Source organism: Streptomyces sp. CB02414 (assembly GCF_001905385.1).
Lineage (GTDB): Bacteria > Actinomycetota > Actinomycetes > Streptomycetales > Streptomycetaceae > Streptomyces.
Window position 1 is genome coordinate 1,139,148 of sequence record NZ_LIPF01000001.1, and the last position, 20,266, is coordinate 1,159,413.

Genomic DNA, 20,266 nt, shown 5'->3' on the forward strand with positions numbered 1-20,266 from the left:
GGGTGCCCTGCTGGTATGAGGGTCGAGGCGCGGTTGGGCTTTCATCTCCGATCGGGACAAAGGTTCGCTTGCCGCATGCGTGACCCATGCCAGGTCTGTTCGTTGGGTCTGATGAGGGCGCCTCGCGACCGGCCGGGAGGGGGCGGTGGAATGCCGAAGGTTGCGGAGCCGTTCGTCGTGCCGAATCCGTCGGGAGTGGCGGTCCGTACCCGGCTCAAGCAGCTCACCGCCGCCGATGTGGAGGTGCTGCGGCGAGTGGGTGCGCATTTGGGCGCGCTGGCCTCGCGCGACCTGAAGGCGCGCTGTCGTATCGGTCTTGGGCACGACACTGAGGCGTGGGCGGTGCGCAAGCGGGCGCTGACACCCGATTCGTCGGCTCGGTGGGCGAGTGCCATCACCAAAGCCACGCATGATCAGTGGGCGCTGGCCCGCCGCTGCGCGCTCGCGCACCTCCAGTCGCTGGAGGCGGGGGCCCGGACGCTGCGACACCGGTTGGCGCTCCCCGTCGGTTCGAAGGGCAGCAAGCGCGCTCCGGGTGGGTATCGCAGTCGGCGGGAGTGGCATGCCAAGGCCCGGCGCCTACGAGTGCTGGAGGACCGGCTTCAACGGGCACGCGCGGACTGGACCGCCGGGCGAGTGCACGTCGTGCGGGGCGGCAAGCGGCTCGCCCGCACCCGGCACCACCTGCCCGACGCCGGGCTTACCGAGACCGCATGGCGTGAGCGATGGGAAGCCGAACGATGGTTCCTGCAAGCCGACGGGGAGTCCGGGAAACGCTTCGGGAACGAGACGGTCCGCATCAGCCCGGACGGTGAGGTCAGCATCCGCCTCCCCGCCCCGCTCGCCCATCTGGCCAACGCGGCGCACTGCCGGTACGTCCTCACCGGCCGGGTCCGGTTCGCGCACCGGGGGCAGGAGTGGGCCGACCGCGTTGCCGCGCACCGGGCGGTCGCCTACCGCATCCATCACGACGTCCAGCGTGGCCGCTGGTACGTCACCGCCTCGTGGCAGAAACCCGCCACCCCCACCGTCCCCCTGGCTGCGGCGCTGGCGGAGGGGGTGGTCGGGGTCGACATGAACGCCGACCACCTCGCCGCCTGGCACCTCGACACCCACGGCAACCCGACCGGCAACCCGCACCGCTTCTTCTACGACCTCACCGGACCGGCGGACCATCGTGACGCGCAGGTCCGCCATGCCCTCAGCCGGCTCCTGCGCTGGGCCCGGACATGCGGTGTGAAGGGGATCGCGGTCGAGGATCTGGACTTCGCCGCCGAGAAGACCCGCGAGAAGCACGGTGGCCGGAAGCGGTTCCGGCAGCTGGTCTCCGGCATGCCTACCGGACGGCTGCGGGCCCGTCTGACCTCCATGGCCGACGCCACCGGCATCACCGTCATCGCCGTCGACCCCGCCTACACCAGCAAGTGGGGCGCCCAGCACTGGCAGAAACCACTCACCACCTCCACCCGTAAGACCACCCGGCACGATGCGGCGAGCATCGCGATCGGGCGACGCGCCCAGGGCTTTCCGGTCCGGCGTCGGACGGCACCGCCCCGCACCCACCGGAGTGATGGATGCGGGCATCGGACCGTCCAGGCCGACCGGAAGGCCCTGGGGCGTGAGGGACCCCGCCCCCGTATTCCCGGACCATGGACACGATCCGTGCCGCCGGACACGGAGCGAACGCGGGCGACCAGGACACCCAACACCGTTCGGGGTGCCCGCAGTGCACAGGCATGGGTCCAAGACCCACTCCTGCACACTGAATAGGAACGGTGGAGTACTGGAGCTTGCCTCCTCTCCGACGGTGCACTACACCATCTCGCCGGAGCAGGTCGTCATAGAGACGGCGAGCAGCCCTCAAGGACGGCTGTTGCCTGGAATTTTCAGGGCGCCTGGAATCCGCGCCGGTCAGCGGCGCCGGCGGGCCAGCAGCACCGCCGCGCCACCGGCGGCGACGAGCAGTGCGGTGGCACCCAGGGCGGCGTCGACCCGGCCGATTCCGGTACCGGCGAGTTCGTCGGCGAAGGGCGGGGCGGTGACCTGGTCGTCCGGGGTGGTGAGGGTGGCGGGGGCGGAGGGGGTGGCGGGGTCGGTGCTCGGGCCGGTGGACGACTCGCCGTCGGGGGCCGTGGGCGAGGGGCCGGCCGGTTCGCCGTCGCGGATGCGGAAGCGGTAGTCGTTCGACTGGCCGATCCACTCGCCGTCGCCGCCACGGCGCTGGACGACGGCGGCGTTGGCGGTGACCTCGTCGGCCTCGGCGTCCGAGGTGAGCGCGAGCCGCACCTTGACGGTGAGGGTCTCGCCGGGGCCGACGGTGAAGCCGGGGAAGCCCTCGCTCCCACCCTCGTCCCCACCCTCGGCCCCGCTCTCGCCGAAGGCCCCGACCAGCTCGTCCCGGTCGGTCGGCTCGAAGGCGACGGGGTGCGTCCGGCCCCCGTCGTAGAACTCCAGGCGGGGCTGCGACGGCTCCAGCGTCCGCTTCCCGTCGACCAGGACGACGACCGGGTGGATGCCCTCACAGGTACGGGAGGTCGTGTTGGTGAGGTCCAGGTACCAGGTGCCGTAGCCGCCGCCGGCCTCGTAGGCGGCGGGGCCGCCGTGGACGCGGGTGGTGAGGGGGAAGGTGTGGTCGTCCGGGGCCGTGCAGGCGGGCAGCGGGGCCTGCGGGTCCGCGTGCGCGGGGGTGGCGGGCGCGGAGGCGACGAGGAGGGCGGCTGCCGCCATCAGGCAGGGGGACACGGGCGTGAACAGTCGCATAAACACATGAGCGTGCCGGTGGATCGCGGTCGCGGACACCGCCATTCGGGCCAGGACGCCCGGATGGCGGACGGACACCCCTCGACCGGCGGCAGCGTCCGGCGGGGCGCCCGGCACCGTTTGCGCCAGACGGCGCGAAAGTGGCGCGATCGCGTGTTGCCGCGCCGCTTCACGAGCCCCAGCCTGAGGGGCGGGAGCGCTCCCATACCCCGAGAGGACCCCCATGCCCCCTTGTCATATACATGACCCCCGTGACCGCCGTCCCTTGCGACCGGGGCGCCGTCTGGCGCTACTCCTGAGCACCCTCCTCCTGGCCGTCCCGGCCCTCCTCCTGACGACCCTCACCCCGCAGCCCGCCGCAGCCGCGAGCGCGGCCGCGCCGCCGGTTCCCCTCCCCTCCCTCAGCGCGACCACCACCCAGGTCGCCTCCGGGCTGAGACGGCCCACCGCCCTCGTCGCCCCCGACGACGGCACGGACCGGCTCTTCATCGCCGAGAAGTCCGGCCGGGTCCGCGTCTACCACCCGGACACCGGCCTGGCCTCCGCCCCGCTCCTCGACATCACCTCGTCCGTGGACGAGTCGGGCAACGAGCGCGGCCTGCTCGGCATCGCCCTCCCGCCGGACTTCGCCGACAGCCGGGACCTGTACCTGGCGTACACCGCGCTGCCCGACGGCGCGGTCACCCTCGCCCGCTACCGGCTCGACGCGTCCCGCCTGGAGCCCCTGCTCGCGCAGCCGCACGCCGAGTACAGCAATCACAACGGCGGCCAGCTCGCCTTCGGCCCCGACGGCAACCTGTACTGGAGCATCGGCGACGGCGGCGGCTCCGGGGACCCGTTCCGCTCGGGCCAGCGGCTGGACACCCTGCTGGGCAAGATCATGCGCATCGACGTGAGCCGCGCCTGCGCTCCGCTCGCGTACTGCGTCCCCGACGACAACCCCTTCGTCGACACCCCCGGGGCCCGCCCGGAGATCTGGCTGTACGGCCTGCGCAACCCGTGGCGCTTCTCCTTCGACCGCGCCGACGGCTCGATGTGGATCGGCGACGTCGGCCAGGGCCGCTGGGAGGAGATCGACCACCTCCCCGCCGGACAGGGCGGGCTGAACCTGGGCTGGTCCTGCTACGAGGGCCTGGAGAGGTTCGAGGGCGGCGACTGCGCGCCCGGCGGACAGTACACCGAGCCGGTATTCACCTACTCCCCGTACACCGGGGGCTGTTCGGTCATCGGGGGGCACGTCTACCGGGGCCGGGAGTACGCCGATCTGGTCGGCGGCGTGTACATCGCCACCGACTACTGCTCGTCCACCGTGTGGGCGCTGCGTCCCGACGGCCTGGGCGGCTACGAGCAGGCCGAGATCGGGGAGATGCCCACGCAGGTGACGTCGGTCGGTACGACCGTCGACGGGGAGTTCTACGTGGTCAACGACCTGCCGGGCGGCCTGCACCGCGTGTCGTTCGCACGGGAGGAGCCGACCTGCCGGGTGGACCGGACGGTGACCTCATGGGGTACCGGCACGACGGTCGACCTCACCGTCACCAACACGGGCGACACCCCGGTCAGCGGCTGGACGCTCGCGTTCCCGCTGCCCCTCGGGCAGACCGTCGTCTCCGACTGGAACACGGAGCTGACCCAGGGCAGCAACACGGTCTCGGCGGCCAACGCCCCGCACAACGCGGCGATCGCGCCGGGCGCGAGCGTCACGCTGGGCTACCTGGCGGAGCACACCGGGGACGCGTCGCCGCCACCGCGGTTCACGCTCAACGGGGACGCGTGCGCGGTGGGCGGCTGAGCGGCCGACCCACCGGGCCGCGGACCCGCTGAGCCGCCGGGCGCCGGCCGCGCCCCGTCAGGCGTCGCCCCGCCCGAAGAGCGGCGCGAGCAGCAGCTGGGCGGCGCCCTCCGCCACCCCGCGTGTCCCGCCGGGCGCGACCCGCACCGGTACGGCGCCGTCCTGACCGCCCTCGCGCCGGGCGCGGGCGTCCAGGACGGCGCCGACCCCGTGGACGAACGCCTCGGGTGCGGCGGCGACGGTACGGCCGCCGAGCAGGACCAGGTCGATGTCCAGCAGCCCGGCGAGGTTCGCGGCGCCCGTGCCCAGCACCCTGGCCGCCTCCGCGAGGTCACCGCGGGCGACGGCGGCCAGGCACAGGGCCTCGGTGCAGCCACGGGCGCCGCAGGTGCAGGGAGGGCCGTCCAGCTGGATCACCTGATGCCCGAACTCGCCCGCGCCGGTCCGGGCGCCCCGGTGCACGCCTCCGCCGATCACGAGACCGGCGCCGAGTCCCGTACCGAGGTGCAGGTAGGCGAACGAGCCGCCCTCGCCGCCGACCGCGAGGCCGAGCGCCGCCGCGTTGGTGTCCTTGTCGACGACGACCGGCAGCCCGAGCCGCCGCGCCAGCGCGTCCCGCAACGGGAACCCGTCCCACTCCGGGAAACCGGTGACGCGGTGCAGCACGCCCCGGACGTGGTCGAGCGGGCCGGGGAGAGCGACACCGAGACCGAGCAGACCGGGGACGGCGGCAAGCACGCCGTCGGGTGGTGACGGGGTGCCGGGCGACGGTGGCGCGGCGCCGGGCGACGGTGGCGCGGCGCCGGGCGACGGTGGCGCGGCGCCGGGCGACGGTGGCGGAAAGCCACCTGACGGCGCCGGAGTACCGCCGGACAACTGCGGAAGGCCGCCCGACGGCGCCGGAGTACCGCCCGACGACAGCGGAAAGCCACCCGACGGCGCCGGAGTACCGCCCGACAACTGCGTAAGGCCGCCCAAGACTGGCGGGGCGCCACCCGCCGACCGCGACGACACCCCGCCCTCCGTCACCCCCAGCGCACCCGCGACCAGTTCCCGCGCCGCCCGCGCCACCGCCTCCACCACGGCCGGTGCCCCCGCCCCCAGATCCAGCGCGGAACGCCGCTCCCCCACCACGGCACCGTCGAGATCGACCAGCACCGCCCGCAGCTCGTCCCGGTCCAGGTGCACGCCGATCGCGTGGCCCGCCTCGGGGACCAGGCGCAGTACCGTACGCGGCTTGCCTCCCGTGGACGCACGGCGTCCCGCCTCGGTGGCGAGGCCGTCCTCCCGGAGCCGGGCGGTGATCTTGCTGACCGCCTGCGGGGTGAGCCCGGTCCGCTCGGCGAGCTCGAGCCGGCTGATCCCGCCGGCACCGGCGGTGCGCAGCAGGTCGAGCACCAGCGCGGTGTTGTGGCTGCGCAGGGCGAGCAGATTGGCCCCGCCCCCGGCCCCCAGCACCCCGGCCCCCCCGGGGACCGCGCCCGTACCCGTTCCTCCTCCGCTGCTCCTCTTCACGCCCCCATTGTCCCCGGCGCTTGCACTTTGGCAACACCGTTGCGAAAGTGGAGGACATGACTGGTACTCCTCCCGGCAGCCCCCTGCGCGTCGGCCTCGTCGGCTACGGACTCGCGGGCTCCGTCTTCCACGCCCCGCTGATCGCCGCCACCGAGGGCCTGGTCCTGGACACGGTGGTCACCTCGAACGCCGACCGGCAGCAGCAGGCCCGCGCCGAGTTCCCGGACGTACGGACCGTCGCCACCCCCGACGAGCTGTTCGACCGGGCCGCCGAGCTGGACCTCGTCGTCATCGCGTCGCCGAACAAGACGCACGTACCGCTCGCGACGCGGGCCCTGGAGGCCGGCCTGCCGGTCGTGGTGGACAAGCCGGTCGCGGGCACGGCGGCCGAGGCGCGGGAGCTGGCGGCGCTGGCCGAGGAGCGCGGCCTGCTGCTCTCCGTCTTCCAGAACCGCCGCTGGGACAACGACTTCCTGACCCTGCGCAAGCTGCTCACCGAGGGCGCCCTGGGCGACGTATGGCGCTTCGAGTCCCGTTTCGAGCGCTGGCGGCCGAAGCCGAAGGGGGGCTGGCGCGAGTCCGGCGACCCGGCGGAGATCGGCGGTCTCCTGTACGACCTCGGCAGCCACGTCGTCGACCAGGCCCTCGTCCTGTTCGGCCCGGCCACGCAGGTGTACGCCGAGTCGGTCGTGCGGCGCGCGGGCGCCGAGGCGGACGACGACACGTTCATCGCGATCACGCACGCGAACGGCGTCCGCTCCCACCTCTACGTCTCCTCCACCGCCGCCCAGCTCGGCCCGCGCTTCCGCGTCCTCGGCTCGAAGGCCGGGTACGTCAAGCACGGCCTGGACCCGCAGGAGGCGGCGCTGCGCGAGGGCAAGCGGCCCGGCCCCGGCTGGGGCGAGGAGGACGAGTCGCTGTGGGGCCGGGTGGGCGCCGGGGAGTCCCCGGTGACCGGCGGCGGAAGCGTGGCGGCGACCGTGCCGGGCGACTACCCCGCGTACTACGCGGCGGTGGCGAGTGCCCTGCGCGAGGGCGGCCCGAACCCGGTCGGCGCCCGTGAGGCGGCCGCCGCCCTGGACGTACTGGAGGCGGCCCGCAAGTCCGCCCGCGACGGAGTGGCGGTGGCCCTGTGAGCCCCTCCCCCGACACCGCCGCCCCGACCGTGGACGAACTGGAGGCGCAGGAACGCCGCCTGGTCTTCCGCCGGTTCACCCACGACGACGCGTGGGCGCTGGGCTCCCTCCTGGTCGAGCTGGCCCGGGAGCGCGAGGCGCCGGTCGCCATCGACATCCACCGGGCCGGCCAGCAGCTCTTCCACGCGGCCCTGCCAGGCTCGACCCCCGACAACGACGCCTGGATCGCCCGCAAGCGCCGCGTGGTGGAGCGGTACGGTTCCGCGTCCTACCTGGTCGGTTCCCGTTTCCGGGCCAAGGGCACGACGTTCGAGGAGTCCTCGCGCCTCGACCCCGACACGTACGCGGCGCACGGCGGCTCCTTCCCGGTCACCGTGGCCGGCGTCGGAGTGGTCGGCGCGGTGACGGTGTCCGGTCTGCCGCAGGTGGAGGACCACCGCCTGGTGGTGGAGGCGCTGGAACGCTTCCTGGGCGAGTAGGACCTCTCCAGGCCCGCTCCCCGTGTGGTCGGGGAATCAGCGGTGGGTACCCGTGGTTGGCAGGCAGGTACGCAGGATGATCACGGTGCCCACCGGAGGGATCTCAACCGATGAACGACGCGACGGCTTCACCGAAGGGTCTCAAGGAATCGGTCGGACGGTACGGCGTGTGGAGCGCGGCCCTGCGCGCCGACGACCCGGAGCGCCGTGACGAACGGGCCGGGGCCGTCGCCGAGCTGGAACGGCTCGGGTTCGGCGCCGTGTGGCTGGGCGGCAACACCTCCGCCCAGGACGCGGCCCCGCTGATCGAGGCGAGTGAGCGCATCGTCGTCGGCACCAGCATCCAGAGCATCTGGGAGCACCAGGCCTCCGAGACCGCGGCCCGCTTCGCCGAGCTGGAGGTGGCCCACCCCGGCCGCTTCGTGCTCGGCCTCGGCGTGAGCCACGGCCTCCGCGTGGAGGGCTACAGCCGCCCGTACTCGACGATGGTCGGCTACCTCGACCACCTCGACAAGGCGGGCGTGCGGCCCGGCCACCGCGTGCTGGCGGCGCTCGGCCCGAAGATGCTGGAGCTGTCCCGGGACCGGGCGGCGGGCGCGATCCCGTACCTGGTCACCCCCGAGCACACGGCGCAGGCCCGCGAGCGGCTGGGCGGGGGCCCGTTGCTGGCCCCGGAGTTCAAGGTGGTCCTCGAATCCGACCCGTCCCGGGCCCGCGCGACCGCCCGCGCCTACCTCGGCCGCTACCTGGAGCTCCCGAACTACACCAGGAACTTCCTCAACCTCGGCTTCACCGACGCCGACGTCACCGGCGGCGGCAGCGACCGCCTCATCGACGCCGTCTTCGCCTGGGGCGACGAGTCCACGATCCGCACCCGCGTCGACGCCTTCCACGACGCGGGCGCGGACCATGTCGCCCTCCAGCTGGTGGAGGACGACATGACGTCCCTGCCCAGGGAGGGCTGGCGCCGGCTGGCTTCACTACTGACGTGAGTGAAACGCGTCCCACAGGGGCGCGGGGAACGGCGCGACCAGCCACAACACACCGCAAGCCGCCCACGCAACCCCCGCCCCACCCCCCTTAGGCGCTCTTGAGCTCCTGCCTCTGCCGCCCGAGCCCCTCCACCTCCAGCTCCACGACATCCCCCGCCCGCAGATACGGCTTCGGCTCGGGCTGCCCCATCGCCACCCCCGCCGGCGTCCCGGTGTTGATGACGTCACCGGGGCGCAGCACCATGAACTGGCTGACGTACCGCACGACCTCCCCCACTGGGAAGATCTGGTCCGCCGTCGTCCCGTCCTGCTTCAGCTCCCCGTTCACCCACAGCCGCAGCGACAGCCGCTGCGGGTCGGGCACCTCGTCGGCGGTGACCAGCCACGGGCCCAGCGGGTTGAACGTCTCGCAGTTCTTCCCCTTGTCCCAGGTGCCGCCCCGCTCGATCTGGAACTCCCGCTCGGACACGTCGTGCGAGACGGTGTACCCGGCGACGCAGGCGAGCCCCTCCTCGGCCGACCCCAGGTAGCGGGCCGTACGCCCGATCACGACCGCCAGCTCCACCTCCCAGTCGGTCTTGACGGAGCCGCGCGGCACGAGCACCGTGTCGTCCGGCCCGACCACGGTGTCCGGCGCCTTGAAGAAGACGACGGGCTCGGCGGGCGGCTCGGCCCCGGTCTCCCGGGCGTGGTCGTGGTAGTTGAGCCCGATGCACACGATCTTCCCGATACGCCCCACGGGCGGACCGACGCGCAGCCCGGTCGCGTCCAGAGCGGGCAGCTCACCAGCCGCGGCCGCGGACCGTACCCGCTCCAACGCGGCATCGTCGGCGAGCAGTGCCCCGTCGACGTCCGTCACCACGCCCGACAGGTCTCGCAGGGTTCCGTCGGCGTCGAGCAGCGCGGGCCGCTCGGACCCCGACGTACCGACTCGCAACAGCTTCATGTACCCAACTCCTCGATCGCGGGCCGGCCCGCCCGATGAGTGCGACCTGGGTGCGGCAGTGACGCGACGACATCGGAGGACTGTTCGATCCTCCAAGGTCCCGTTCCACTCCGCAATACCCCGTTCACGTACTGGACCGTAGCCACGCCCCGGGGGCGGGCCGCGCTCAGCGGTAGAGCACGGCCCGCTCGACGGCGCTCCACGTCGTACTGGTGACCACGTACAGCGCGGCGGCCAGCGGTACGACGGCCACGGTGACGAGCGTGAAGAAGGACATGAACGGCATGACCTTGGTGACCGCGCCGAGCCCCGGCACGGGCTCCCCGTCACCGGCTGACGGCAGCACCGGCCGGTCGGCCATCGTCCGCTTGGTGAGCCGGTAGCTGAAGGCGGCGACCCCCGCGACCACGGCGAACAGCACCGCGTACACGACCCCCGCACCGCCGACAACCCCGCCGTCGCCGAGCGCGTCCGCCCACCGCCCGCCGAGCGGAGCGGCGAGGAGCCGGTGCGAGAGCAGTTCGTTGGCCTGCCCGCCGATCGTGGAACTGGAGAAGAGGTGGTAGAGCAGGAAGAAAGCCGGAATCTGGCACAGACTCGGCAGGCACCCCGACAGCGGCGACACCTTCTCCTCGGCGTGCAGTTCGAGCACGGCCCGCTGAAGCCTCTCCGGGTCCTTCGCATGCTTGCGACGCAGCTCGGCGACCCTCGGCTGGAGCGCGGTGCGCGCCTTCTGCCCGCGCGCGGCGACCCGGGACAGCGGGTGGACGAGGAGTCGTACGAGGGCGGTGAACAGGACGATGGCGGCGGCCGCGGCGGAGGCGCCGAACAGCGGCTGGAGCAGGTCGGCGAGGCGCTCGACCAGGCTGGCGAAAACGGACATGGGTGAGTGAGCCCTCCGGGGGTCTCGTCGTGCCGGGGTGAGGTGGAACGGCGGCATGACGACACGACCCGCGCGGGGAAAGTGCCCTGGATGGGGGGAAGTGCCCTACGCGGCGGTCGCCGGGAGGGCGTGTCCGGGTGCCCGGGGCCGGCGGCGGCCGGGGGCGTCGGGATCGCGTTGGGGCAGGAAGGCCGTACGCAGGTCCCGGTCCCTGATGGCCGTGCGCACCCGGGTGCGCGGCACGGCGGGCGCGCAGCGCGCCGCGATGACGGCACAGACGGCGAGCGCGGAACCGACGGCGGCGGTCGCGGCGAGCGCGACGGCGGCGGAGAGGCTGCCGAGGTCGACGGCGGCGACGGGCAGGACCACGAGGAGCAGCACGAGCACCGCACGGGACACCCGAACCACGGTCCGTCCCCGGCTCATCCGCGCCCCTCCCCTCGGCTCACTCCCACACATACGTTCGCCCCAGTTATACAGGAGCCGTACGCGGGCCGGTATCGCCCCCGGGGCCCGACCGCACATCCCCGGCCCCTGCCCCCGGGGCCCCTCACCATCGCCACCTCACGGCAGTACGGTGTCCTCCATGCGCCCCGACACGCCCGCCGAAAACGTCGACCACGCCGCCGAGGCGGCACGCCTGGAACGGACCGCCGGCCTCTACCCCGAGGACGCCGAGGCCCTGCTCCTGCGCGCCGCGGCCCACCTGGAGCTCTCCGGCGACCGCCCCGCCGCGACCAAGCTCTACGACCGCCTGCTCGCCTCCGACGCCCCCTTGGAGAACCCGTCGCTGGTCCGCGCCCTGAAGGCGTCGAACCTGTGGGAGTACGGCCACGAGGCGGAGGCCAGGGCGATTATCGACGGCGTCCGCACGGCGTCGCCGCGCGATCCGGCCCCCTGGGTGATCGCGGCGGAGGCCCTGGAGGCGCACGACGAGCTGGAGGCGGCGCACGAGACGTTCACGGAGGGCGCCCGCCTCCTCCTGACGGACGTCCCGGAACCCCCGTACTCCACCCACCCCCTCCTCTACGGCCGCCACCGCGTCCGCAGGATGCTGGGCCTGGCCCACGACGAGTGGGACACCCTGGCCGACACCCTGCACACCATGCCGGTCTCCCTCGACGAGCTGCACGACCCGAAGCGCGTCTGGTCCCTGGGCTCGGACAACCCGGCCGACCTGGAGGCGGAGATCTCCCGCCTGCGCGCCGAGCTGGGCGCCTACCGCGAGGCGCTCTCCCGTCCCTTCCCGGTGGCCATGCTCCACTGGCCGGCCGCCGAACTGACGGAACTCCTCGACGCGTACCCGTCCCTCTCCGCCGAGTACCCCTCCTACGACGACCACCTGGCGGCGACGGAGGCGGCCCTGCGCGAACTGGCCTCCTCCGGCACCCCCAACCTGGGCGTGGTCCGCGGCACGGTCCCCTCCTACGAAGCCTTCGCCGCCTCGGAGGGCACCTCCCCGGCCGACGCGGCCCTCCTCCCCCAGTACGCGACGACACTGGCGGCCCGGGGCCGCGCGGTGGCCTGGCCGCCGCAGCGGGGCGCGGCCTGCTGGTGCGGCTCGGACCGCCCGTACGCGGAGTGCCACGGAGCGGACATCCCGACGGACCGATGAGAATCGGCGCCGCCGGATGTCTAAAGGTGCGACAGCGTTACTCACCCTGAGGAGACGGACACCATGAGCACCGACCAGACCTCCACCCCGGCCGACGGTTTCTCCTACACCCTCACCCGCACCCTGGACGCCTCTCCGGCCCGGGTCTGGCAGGCCTGGACCACCCCCGACCAGTACGCCCAGTGGGCCCACGCCGTCCCCGGCTCCGTCGAACTCGACGTCCGCCCGGGCGGCGCCTGGAAGGCCACGATGCAGACCCCCGACGGCGCCGAGTTCCCCCTGACCGGCTCGTACGTGGAGGTGGACCACCACAGCCGCCTGACCCTCGGCATGGACATCCCCGGCCGCCCCGACCCCACCCTGATGACCATGGAACTCACGGAACAGGGCCCCCGCAACACGGTGATCGTCCTCAGCCAGACCTGCGAGACGCAGGAGGAGCGGGACATGGCGGAGCAGGGGAGCGGGATGCTGCTGGACGGGCTGGAGGGGTTCCTCGCGGACGGGGGGCAGGCCTGAGCACCGTTCCCGACGCGCACCTGCTGGCGGGACACCGACCTCGCAGGGCGTGAACACTTCCCGGTGAAGTGTTCACACCGCGCTCATGTGAGCAGCCCGCACGGCCTCGAGGCCGACTCAGGCAGGTCAGTTGATGATTTCGGCCCGACCTTCCTGATGCATCGCGGCCAGCCGGTCCCGCCACATCTGGAGGGCTTCGGGGGTCTGCCGCGTCCAGTCGGTGACCTCACCGACGATCCGGAGCGGCTCCCTGCTGCGGTAGGAGCGGGTGGGGTTTCCGGGGAACTTCTTGTCGGTGACGTTCGGATCGTTCTCGAACTGCCCGGTCGGCTCGACGGCATACACGCGCGGTTCCCCGTCACCGGCGGCAAGCTCGGCGGCAAGCCCGGCGCCGTCGCGCAACGCGGTGAAGTAGATGTGGTTCATCACGATCTCGGGCCGGTAGTTCGAGGGGAAACCAGCGGTGAGGTGATCTCCGACCCGCAGATCGGCCTTTGTGCCGTGGAAGAAAGGCCCTTTGTCCAACACCTCGTCCATTGCGGGAGGTTAGCAAAAGACGGCGGCGAGGCGAGACACTCCGGACAGCTCGGCCACCGCAGCCCGCCTCTGTACAGGAACTCCGGAGATCGCGGTGCGCCGACTGCTCCACGCGTCGGGCCTGCGTTACCGCGTGAACGTGCCGGTACTGGTCACGCCCCGCTCGGCCGACGGCGATCACGACGCTCAGGAAACTGTCGGCCAACACTGTCGATTTACGGACTGTTGTCGCCTCGTGACCGTCGATAGCCTGCCTGGTGACTGCTGGGAACACAGTCTGGGACAACGAGGGGGACCGTGGGACGGCGCGACGTGCGAGGGCATTATGACGGTCTCGCAGCCGAGTACGACGAGCACTGGGTCTACGGGCCGGGTTACGTACCGTGGATGTCCGGCCAGATCGCCAAGGCCTTGCAGCTCGGCCCGGCCGACCGGATCGCCGACATCGGCTCTGGAACCGGCCTGTTCGCCAAGGAGGTGGCCAGGCAACTGCGCCCGAGTCATCCCATTCTCTGTGTCGACCCGTCCCAGGCGATGCTCGGTGGGCTCGGCATCCCGCCCCCGCCGGGCCTGACCCCCGTCGTCGCCTCCGCGGAAGAGGTGGCCGAAGGGCGGGCGCGGCTGCCGTACGAAGCACTGGACGCGATGTGGCTGAAGGAGTCCGTGCACCACGTGGCCGACCAGGCACGTACGCTGCACGGTCTCGCCGACCGGCTGGCCCCGGGCGGCCGGCTGCTGATCGTCATGCTTCCGGCAACCATCCGGTACCCCCTGTTCAAGGCGGCCCTCGCCCGTTTCGAAGAACTGCAGCCAGATCCGGCGGTGATCGAGGCACACCTGCACCGGGCCGGGCTGGACACCCGGACCAGCCACGTCGAGCACGAGCTGCGTATCGATCGGGACAGGTACCTGGACATGGTGCGCGCACGCTACATGTCCCTCCTCTCCACGTTCACCGACAGCGAGCTGGAGGAAGGTGTGGAGGAGATGCGAGCTGCCCATCCGGAGCCCGTACTGGTCTTCCCGGACCGGTTCGCGTTCGTCCTCGGCCGGCGAGCGGAGGAGCGCGCGTGAGTACCGTCGTCGACGAACGGCTGCGGCGCCTGCGGAGCGAACTCGACGACCACACGAGAATCGCAGACCGTCTCGGTCTCGATCTGGAGCGCCCGTTACGGTCACTCAACGACGGCTACCCGGAAAACGCGGTCGCGCTGGTCGGAAAACTGACTGAGAAGCTTCTCAAAGAGTTGTGGCGGCACCACGGTGTGGAAGGCGACCCCTCCACCAAGGCACTGAACGACCTCGTCAAACGCTGCCGCCCGCACATCCGCAGTAGCACGGTCCTGGACGCCCTCGACGACATCCGCCGTCTGCGCAACCGCTCCACCCACGACGGGTACGACATCAGCGACGAGGACGGGCTGCTGGCCGTGCGCAGACTCGTCGACGTCCTCATCTGGTTCACCGACACGGGCAGCGCGGCCCTGGTCGGCGGTGAGCCGGACGTGGCCCCCGAGATCGCGCGGCGCTGCGAGTTCCTGGCCGGGCTCCATGTCACCCTTGGTTACCGGCAGGCCAAGCGGTTCGTGCTCAGCCGGGAGACCGTGTACCTGTTGTTCTGCCGCGAGTCGGGCATGCGGCTGGAGTACGTGGAGCTGATGCTCTCCCGGGATGCCGACGACCTCGGCACCGTCCTCACCTCCAGCGGAGGTGAGCTGCTCCGCACCCGGCTGCCCAAGCTGACCCGGTTCGTGGTCGTGGACAACGACGGCGGCGCGACTCCTGGAGCACTCCACCAGCTACTGGGTACGGATTTCCGGATCGTGAGATACGACGGGTTCGTCGACACCGTCGTCAACCTGGACGCCCACCTGGCCGGAATCGTCGAGGCCACCGTCCCCGACGGCACCCCGGGAGCTGCGCTCGAGCCGCGAACCGCCGTTCCCGCGACGGTCCTGAGCACCGACCCGCGCACCGGCGAGTCGACGGTGACGGAGTCCGGCGACGCGGCGGAACTCCTGACCCGTCTCGCGAGCGGCAGCGCGAACGTCCTGGTCACCGGGCGTCCCGGCAGCGGGAAGAGCACCCTCCTGCGGGCCCTCGCCGCAGACCCGGAGACCCGCCGCTTCCGCTTCTACTTCGATCTCGGCCTCAAACCAAAGGACGAACCCTTCTCCGAGTACGCCGCCCGCGTCCTCGCACCGGCCATGGCCTCGGAGCGCTCCCGAGCGTACGACCTCTTCCTCTACCTCATCCGTTCCGGGACCGCCCTGTGCGTACTGGACGCCTTCGACGAGGGGGTCGAGGAGTCGAGCCCTGCCGGCTTTCTGCGCCTGTTCACCGACCTCTCGGCCGTCCTGTCCGCGGAGTCGGCAGTCGTCATCAGCTCCCGGGTCTCCTTCCTGGCGGACTCACCTCAGGTACGTCAGCTGCTGGACAGCGGCGCCGGCCGCTCCGAGCAGCTGGTGGAGCAGATGTACGCAAACGGCGTGGACCCGTCCCGCGTACCGCACTTCCATGTTGTACGCCTCTCCGAACCGGAGGACACCCCGCTCGAACGAAATCTCAGCGCGCGGCTCGGCTTTTCTCCGGGCGAGTCCCTTGCGGACATCCTCGGCACCCACCTCACGCGTACGCTGGCGGAACGCGGACACCCGGAGCTGGAGCAGCGCCTTCCCGCCTCACTCGGCCGGGCGTTCGTCACCGACCGGACCGTGTTCTCCCTGCTCGACCTGCACCGCGAGCTGGGCGCCGACGCCTTCCAGGACGGACGGCTGGAACAGGACTCATGCGTACTCGCCCCGCTACTGCGCCCGGCGGGACAGGACCTCGTCGCCTTCGTGCACACCGCGTACCAGGAGCTGCTGGCTGCCCGGTATCTCGCGGATCCGGTACACCGGGAAGCCGCGGCAGACCTGTCCCACGGCTCTTTCCTGACAGAGCAGGTGCGTGCCTTTCTCGCCGGACTCTCCGACAACCGCGACTTACATGGCACCGCCCGCGACGACTGTGTGCTGCCCGCCGGGGCTTACGTCGTCGGCCCTGCCGAGCGGCTGCTGGTCCGCCGAGTCGACCGCGACGTGCGCTTCGACCGCCGGGCCGTGACCGTCGCCCGCTATCGTCGGTTCCTCGACGCCCTCGATGCGCAGGGCACGTCACAGTGGGATCACCCGGACCAGCCGCCGCATGTCACCCACCACCCCTGGACCGACAGGCTGCGCCATTCCGACTACTACGAGAACCCTCGCTACGACAACCACCCGGCGATCTGCGTGAGCTGGTGGAGCGCCTACGCCTTCGCCTCGTTCGAGAACAAGCGGCTGCCGACCTCACTGGAATGGGAGGCGGCGGCGCGCGGCGCCGACGGACGGCTCTTTCCCTGGGGCGATGCCCCGGACAGCAGCCGCGTCAACTGCGCCGACAGCTGGGTCGGCCGCCCGGTCGTGACGTACCAGGCGTGGTACCGGGACTTCGCGGGCGACGCCGTCCGACGGGCAGGCGTCACGCCCGCTGACGAACGCCCCGGAAACCGCTCCCCGTTCGGTGTCCTGGACATGGTGGGCAACTGCTGGGAGTGGACATCCACGTCGGTGGACGACCCGGCCGAGGCTGTCATCTGCGGTGGAAGCTACGACAACCCAATGCGCGCGGTACAGACCAGCACCAAGGGCCTCTACCGCAAGCGCGGTGGAAGCAACGCGGTCGGCTTCCGCTGCGTCGAGGACTTGGGCACCCCGGACGGTCACCTTGTCCCGAGTACGGCCGCAGTGGAGAGGACGACACCATGAGCAGCGGCGAGCCACGGCACGGAACCATCGTCGACCGCCGTCCGAGCGGCGGTGGAGCGAGCGGCTCGCTGGGCTCCTACATCGTCCGTGACGACGCCGACGAGCGGTACTACAGCTTCGACTACCGGCAGATCGTGACAGAGGGCTTCCGCACCATCCGTACGGGCGAGCACGTCCGGTTCCACATCAGCGCCGTCAGCCCCGACCGGGCAGAGTTCGTCATCCGCCTCGACCAGCCCGACCCTGCCGAGTACTACCAGTGACCACAGCCGACTCCACAGCGTCACTCGTCGAAATCACAGGGGCCCGGCAGGAGCTGACCATCGTCCTGCCCGCCCGGCTGCGTCGTGTCCCCGACTGGTCCGAGGGCCCCTTCCCGTTCGAACTCGGCAGCCGTCGTACGGACACACCGACGAGGTCCACCTACTTCGCACCAGCTTCCGCACGCGCCCTCTACGGCGCCCCCGGGCGGCCGCGCCGCTGGCATCTGCCACTGGACGTCAAGCACGACGGGCTGCGCCTGCTCGGCGTGGAGTTGCTTCGCGCGGCCACTGCACGGGATCCAGAACACGCACTTGCTGTCCTGCACTTCAGTGTCGAGAGGCCGCTCCTGCCCGTGCTGCGGACCCTGGCTGGCCGGGGCTTCGCCACCACCGAGGAGCCACTCACCGGGCTCACCGGACCGTTCGATCCGGCTCTGCTGCTCGACGGCATCGCCGACGTACGGAACCAGTCCACGCCCTTCGCCATCTCCCGGCCGTACACGATCGCTTTCCTCACGCCGACGGCACACCACACCCCCGCGCTCCGCGACGGCCGCGAAGGGGAACTGCCGGCCACCGCGGACCGCTGGCTGTGGCAGTTGGCCTCCCGCTCTACCCCACAGGACTTCCCATTGGCCCCGGAGACGGCCGCCGAGCACCTCCGGGACGCCGTGCGCATCTCCGCGGACTGGAGCGCCCTGGTACTGCGGCAGGGAGCCGCCTTCCTCGGCCACAGGCCCGACACCGGCGAGGGCGACTTCTACGGCTTCGGCGCGCTGCACGCCCGCACCGTCTACCTCGACGCCCTCCTTCTCGGCGCCCTCCAACGTGACCACATCGACGAGCTCACCGACGAACTCTCGGAGGTCTTCAGCCAACCCAGGCACCTGGCCCGCCGGGTCGCCGCCTTGGAACGCAACATCGCCCACTTCCGTAGCGGTTACTGGCGCCAGCACCTCACGGCCCACGGCCCTGCGAACGAACTGCTGCTCGCCTTCCAGAACCAGCATCGGCTGCCGGCCCGGTTCAACGAGATCCTCGCCGAGGCCGCCGACTACAGCCGGCTGGTCCAGACACAGGAAAGCCAGCAGATCAGCGGCACCCTGGGCGTACTGACCATCCTCGGCCTCCCCCTGGGCACGGCCCTTGGCATCCTGCAGGTCCTCGACGACAAGTCGCCGTCCCACCTGCTCATCGCCCTGGCTCTGTCGATCGCGGCCACGGCCGGGGTGCTGACCACGCGGTATGGGCGGTTGGTGTTGTCGTCGTTGCGGGGTGGGGAAGGGCGGCAGTGACCGCGTCCAAGGGCCGATTGCGGACGAACCACCCTTCTTCACAGTTCAACTGCCCCTATGTCGGACCTTTGCAGTACCGTCACACGAACCAACCGATCCGGAGGGCCCATCACTCGTTGAGCAGGCCCAGATCTGTGTGTAGAGGAAGCGCAATGCCCTACGAGCCCGGAACCGTCTGGCAGTACGAGGTCCCCACCACCGGGAGCACCCATCTGCCCCCGGACGCCGGCTACGGCAAGGCTTTGACCAACCAGGGCTATGGCTTCGAGGTTGCAGTCGCTGACCTGATCGACAACTCGATCGACGCTGGCGCCGACAAGGTCGTCGTGCACTTCCTGCGTGATGCCAAGCGGATCCTGACCCTGCTGGTCATCGACAACGGCAGAGGTATGGACGATGCCAGCCTGGACGGTGCTATGACAGTGGGGCGGCGCCGCGAGTACGGCGGTAGCGCCCTCGGAATGTACGGCACGGGCCTCAAGGCTGCTTCACTCTCGCACGCCGCGTCGCTCACCGTGGTCAGCCGCACCAAGCGCAGCCGCGCCGCAGGGCGTCGCCTCACCGCAGAGGGCATCGAGGACAGCTTCCGCTGTGACACCGTCGACCCTCGCTACGCCCAGGAACTCGTGGACCGGTACGACGGCGTCATCGAGTGGCACGGCACGATTGTGCGCTGGGACCAGGTGCGGGTGTTCGAGACCGTGACGACTGGCCAGAGCGACCAGTTCCTGTCCAAGGCGATTGCACGCCTGGAGACACACCTCGGTCTCTACCTGCACCGCTTCCTCCAGGGTGGCCTCAAGCTCGACATCGCCGTATGGGACGTAAGCAGCGGAGAGGGCCTTCTCGGCGAGGAAGTGGATCACATAGCTGTCGAAGCACTGGACCCCTTCGGCTACAAGGTGCCTGGGAAGGCTCGCTATCCCCGGACGTTCACAGCCCCCGTAGAGGGTCTGGGGGACATGCAGCTGACGGCACACATCTGGCCCGCCAAATCGAAGCAGGCCGGCTTCCGTCAGATCGGTTCCGTCACGGACAGGCAGGGTTTCTACTTCTACCGAAATAACCGGCTTGTCCAAGCTGGCGGGTGGAACGGTCTCCGCAATCCCGAGGGGCACCTGTCCCTGGCCCGCGTGGCAGTCGACCTTCCGAGTCACGAAAGCAGCGTGCTGAGCCTTGACGTCAAGAAGGAGAGCGTCACTGTCACGCCCGCCTTCACGCTCGGAGTCGAGAAGGCCCTTGATGCAACCGGAGGGACCTTCCACGCATATCTAGGTGACGCAGAAGCCACGTACCGCGACGGGGCGAAGCGCACTGAGATCGTCCGACGGCCGGTGACGCCTCCGGGGAAGGGGATGGACCCGAAGATCAAGCGGGTCATCAAAGAGGAGCTGCCCGAGAAGCCGGGCGAAGAACCGATCGCCTTTACCTGGGTCACGCTGCCGCAGGACAAGTTCTTCGATCTGGACCGCGAGAACAACTCGGTGCGTCTCAACAAGGCCTTCCGCAGTGACTTCAATGACGGGAGGCGAGGAGGAAGCAATGACGCACCCGTCACAAAGGCTTTGCTCTACCTCCTGCTTGAGGACTGCTTCGGCCTTGGCCGCTGGGAACGTGGCCGCCAGGACCGAGTGGACTACTGGAACACCATCCTCCTGACCTCGGTACAGGCGCAGCAAGACCGCCGGGCACAGGATGCCGACTGACCCAGTCCGCTCTGACTTCACGCCTGTTCTGGCCCTGAAC

18 protein-coding genes are annotated in these 20,266 nt (G+C 71.2%); 12 read left to right on the plus strand and 6 right to left on the minus strand.

The genetic code is table 11. The annotated features are described in order from the left end of the window. Nucleotides 1-150: 150 nt before the first annotated feature. Nucleotides 151-1,770, plus strand: coding sequence for an IS200/IS605 family element transposase accessory protein TnpB (locus AMK11_RS05150; RefSeq protein ID WP_107429639.1), 1,620 nt, complete (start codon nucleotides 151-153; stop codon nucleotides 1,768-1,770). A 141-nt stretch (nucleotides 1,771-1,911) separates the two neighbouring features. On the opposite strand, the gene AMK11_RS05155 is transcribed toward AMK11_RS05150, so the two are convergent. Then, nucleotides 1,912-2,760 (minus strand): hypothetical protein, encoded by an 849-nt coding sequence (locus AMK11_RS05155; protein WP_073723471.1) that lies wholly within the window; start codon nucleotides 2,758-2,760, stop codon nucleotides 1,912-1,914. Between the two features lie 265 nt (nucleotides 2,761-3,025). On the opposite strand from AMK11_RS05155, the gene AMK11_RS05160 reads away from it, so the two are divergent. Continuing rightward, nucleotides 3,026-4,552: a PQQ-dependent sugar dehydrogenase gene (locus tag AMK11_RS05160; protein ID WP_073723473.1), complete on the plus strand. Its 1,527-nt coding sequence runs from the start codon at nucleotides 3,026-3,028 to the stop codon at nucleotides 4,550-4,552. 57 nt (nucleotides 4,553-4,609) lie between these two features. Here the strand turns inward: AMK11_RS05160 and AMK11_RS37310 are convergent, their stop codons facing one another. Beyond that, nucleotides 4,610-6,067 (minus strand): ROK family transcriptional regulator, encoded by a 1,458-nt coding sequence (locus tag AMK11_RS37310; protein ID WP_443333922.1) that lies wholly within the window; start codon nucleotides 6,065-6,067, stop codon nucleotides 4,610-4,612. Nucleotides 6,068-6,123: 56 nt separating this feature from the next. Between AMK11_RS37310 and AMK11_RS05170 the strand changes: the two genes are divergently transcribed. The 3 genes from AMK11_RS05170 (at nucleotide 6,124) to AMK11_RS05180 (ending at nucleotide 8,674) form a co-directional block, all read left to right on the plus strand. Further along, nucleotides 6,124-7,203, plus strand: coding sequence for a Gfo/Idh/MocA family oxidoreductase (locus tag AMK11_RS05170; protein WP_073723477.1), 1,080 nt, complete (start codon nucleotides 6,124-6,126; stop codon nucleotides 7,201-7,203). After that, nucleotides 7,200-7,682, plus strand: coding sequence for a heme-degrading domain-containing protein (locus AMK11_RS05175; protein ID WP_073723479.1), 483 nt, complete (start codon nucleotides 7,200-7,202; stop codon nucleotides 7,680-7,682). Before AMK11_RS05170 ends, AMK11_RS05175 begins: the two co-directional genes overlap by 4 nt. A 110-nt stretch (nucleotides 7,683-7,792) precedes the next feature. Further along, the gene (locus tag AMK11_RS05180; protein WP_073723481.1) at nucleotides 7,793-8,674 is read left to right on the plus strand and encodes an LLM class F420-dependent oxidoreductase; all 882 of its coding nucleotides are present in this window, start codon (nucleotides 7,793-7,795) and stop codon (nucleotides 8,672-8,674) included. Between the two features lie 88 nt (nucleotides 8,675-8,762). On the opposite strand, the gene AMK11_RS05185 is transcribed toward AMK11_RS05180, so the two are convergent. The 3 genes from AMK11_RS05185 to AMK11_RS05195 all read right to left on the minus strand — a co-directional run bounded on the left by AMK11_RS05185 (nucleotide 8,763) and on the right by AMK11_RS05195 (nucleotide 10,929). Further along, the gene (locus tag AMK11_RS05185) at nucleotides 8,763-9,620 is read right to left on the minus strand and encodes a fumarylacetoacetate hydrolase family protein (protein WP_073723483.1); all 858 of its coding nucleotides are present in this window, start codon (nucleotides 9,618-9,620) and stop codon (nucleotides 8,763-8,765) included. Nucleotides 9,621-9,786: 166 nt separating this feature from the next. Then, nucleotides 9,787-10,503: a YidC/Oxa1 family membrane protein insertase gene (locus AMK11_RS05190; RefSeq protein WP_073723485.1), complete on the minus strand. Its 717-nt coding sequence runs from the start codon at nucleotides 10,501-10,503 to the stop codon at nucleotides 9,787-9,789. 105 nt (nucleotides 10,504-10,608) lie between these two features. After that, nucleotides 10,609-10,929, minus strand: coding sequence for a DUF6412 domain-containing protein (locus AMK11_RS05195; protein ID WP_073723487.1), 321 nt, complete (start codon nucleotides 10,927-10,929; stop codon nucleotides 10,609-10,611). A gap of 160 nt (nucleotides 10,930-11,089) precedes the next feature. Between AMK11_RS05195 and AMK11_RS05200 the strand changes: the two genes are divergently transcribed. Next, nucleotides 11,090-12,118, plus strand: coding sequence for an SEC-C domain-containing protein (locus AMK11_RS05200; RefSeq protein WP_073723489.1), 1,029 nt, complete (start codon nucleotides 11,090-11,092; stop codon nucleotides 12,116-12,118). Between the two features lie 63 nt (nucleotides 12,119-12,181). Beyond that, entirely contained in the window at nucleotides 12,182-12,637 is a 456-nt protein-coding gene (locus AMK11_RS05205; RefSeq protein ID WP_073723491.1) for an SRPBCC family protein, read from the plus strand. Nucleotides 12,638-12,763: 126 nt separating this feature from the next. Here the strand turns inward: AMK11_RS05205 and arr are convergent, their stop codons facing one another. After that, nucleotides 12,764-13,174 (minus strand): NAD(+)--rifampin ADP-ribosyltransferase, encoded by a 411-nt coding sequence (arr, locus tag AMK11_RS05210; protein WP_073723493.1) that lies wholly within the window; start codon nucleotides 13,172-13,174, stop codon nucleotides 12,764-12,766. Between the two features lie 312 nt (nucleotides 13,175-13,486). On the opposite strand from arr, the gene AMK11_RS05215 reads away from it, so the two are divergent. From AMK11_RS05215 to AMK11_RS05235, 5 genes are all read left to right on the plus strand, one after another. Beyond that, entirely contained in the window at nucleotides 13,487-14,248 is a 762-nt protein-coding gene (locus AMK11_RS05215) for a class I SAM-dependent methyltransferase (RefSeq protein ID WP_241846888.1), read from the plus strand. Further along, entirely contained in the window at nucleotides 14,245-16,962 is a 2,718-nt protein-coding gene (locus AMK11_RS05220) for an SUMF1/EgtB/PvdO family nonheme iron enzyme (RefSeq protein ID WP_073723497.1), read from the plus strand. The genes AMK11_RS05215 and AMK11_RS05220 overlap by 4 nt, the downstream gene beginning before the upstream one ends. Next, complete coding sequence (locus AMK11_RS05225; RefSeq protein WP_073723498.1) at nucleotides 16,959-17,225, plus strand: hypothetical protein; 267 nt, start codon at nucleotides 16,959-16,961, stop codon at nucleotides 17,223-17,225. The genes AMK11_RS05220 and AMK11_RS05225 overlap by 4 nt, the downstream gene beginning before the upstream one ends. Then, nucleotides 17,222-18,520 carry a ZIP family metal transporter gene (locus AMK11_RS05230; protein ID WP_241846889.1) on the plus strand — a complete coding sequence of 433 codons (1,299 nt, stop codon included), beginning with the start codon at nucleotides 17,222-17,224 and terminating at the stop codon, nucleotides 18,518-18,520. Before AMK11_RS05225 ends, AMK11_RS05230 begins: the two co-directional genes overlap by 4 nt. Nucleotides 18,521-18,672: 152 nt before the next feature. Further along, on the plus strand, nucleotides 18,673-20,226 hold the full coding sequence (locus tag AMK11_RS05235; protein ID WP_073723500.1) for an ATP-binding protein: 1,554 nt from the start codon (nucleotides 18,673-18,675) through the stop codon (nucleotides 20,224-20,226). The last annotated feature ends 40 nt before the right edge of the window (nucleotides 20,227-20,266 follow it).

What these genes read in the sequence shown, in the direction of transcription:
- AMK11_RS05150 (WP_107429639.1), top strand. Translation starts at nt 151, where the DNA reads ATGCCGAAGGTTGCGGAGCCGTTCGTCGTGCCGAATCCGTCGGGAGTG.
- AMK11_RS05155 (WP_073723471.1), bottom strand. Translation starts at nt 2,760, where the DNA reads ATGCGACTGTTCACGCCCGTGTCCCCCTGCCTGATGGCGGCAGCCGCC.
- AMK11_RS05170 (WP_073723477.1), top strand. Translation starts at nt 6,124, where the DNA reads ATGACTGGTACTCCTCCCGGCAGCCCCCTGCGCGTCGGCCTCGTCGGC.
- AMK11_RS05180 (WP_073723481.1), top strand. Translation starts at nt 7,793, where the DNA reads ATGAACGACGCGACGGCTTCACCGAAGGGTCTCAAGGAATCGGTCGGA.
- AMK11_RS05185 (WP_073723483.1), bottom strand. Translation starts at nt 9,620, where the DNA reads ATGAAGCTGTTGCGAGTCGGTACGTCGGGGTCCGAGCGGCCCGCGCTG.
- AMK11_RS05190 (WP_073723485.1), bottom strand. Translation starts at nt 10,503, where the DNA reads ATGTCCGTTTTCGCCAGCCTGGTCGAGCGCCTCGCCGACCTGCTCCAG.
- AMK11_RS05195 (WP_073723487.1), bottom strand. Translation starts at nt 10,929, where the DNA reads ATGAGCCGGGGACGGACCGTGGTTCGGGTGTCCCGTGCGGTGCTCGTG.
- AMK11_RS05200 (WP_073723489.1), top strand. Translation starts at nt 11,090, where the DNA reads ATGCGCCCCGACACGCCCGCCGAAAACGTCGACCACGCCGCCGAGGCG.
- AMK11_RS05205 (WP_073723491.1), top strand. Translation starts at nt 12,182, where the DNA reads ATGAGCACCGACCAGACCTCCACCCCGGCCGACGGTTTCTCCTACACC.
- arr (WP_073723493.1), bottom strand. Translation starts at nt 13,174, where the DNA reads ATGGACGAGGTGTTGGACAAAGGGCCTTTCTTCCACGGCACAAAGGCC.
- AMK11_RS05225 (WP_073723498.1), top strand. Translation starts at nt 16,959, where the DNA reads ATGAGCAGCGGCGAGCCACGGCACGGAACCATCGTCGACCGCCGTCCG.
- AMK11_RS05235 (WP_073723500.1), top strand. Translation starts at nt 18,673, where the DNA reads ATGCCCTACGAGCCCGGAACCGTCTGGCAGTACGAGGTCCCCACCACC.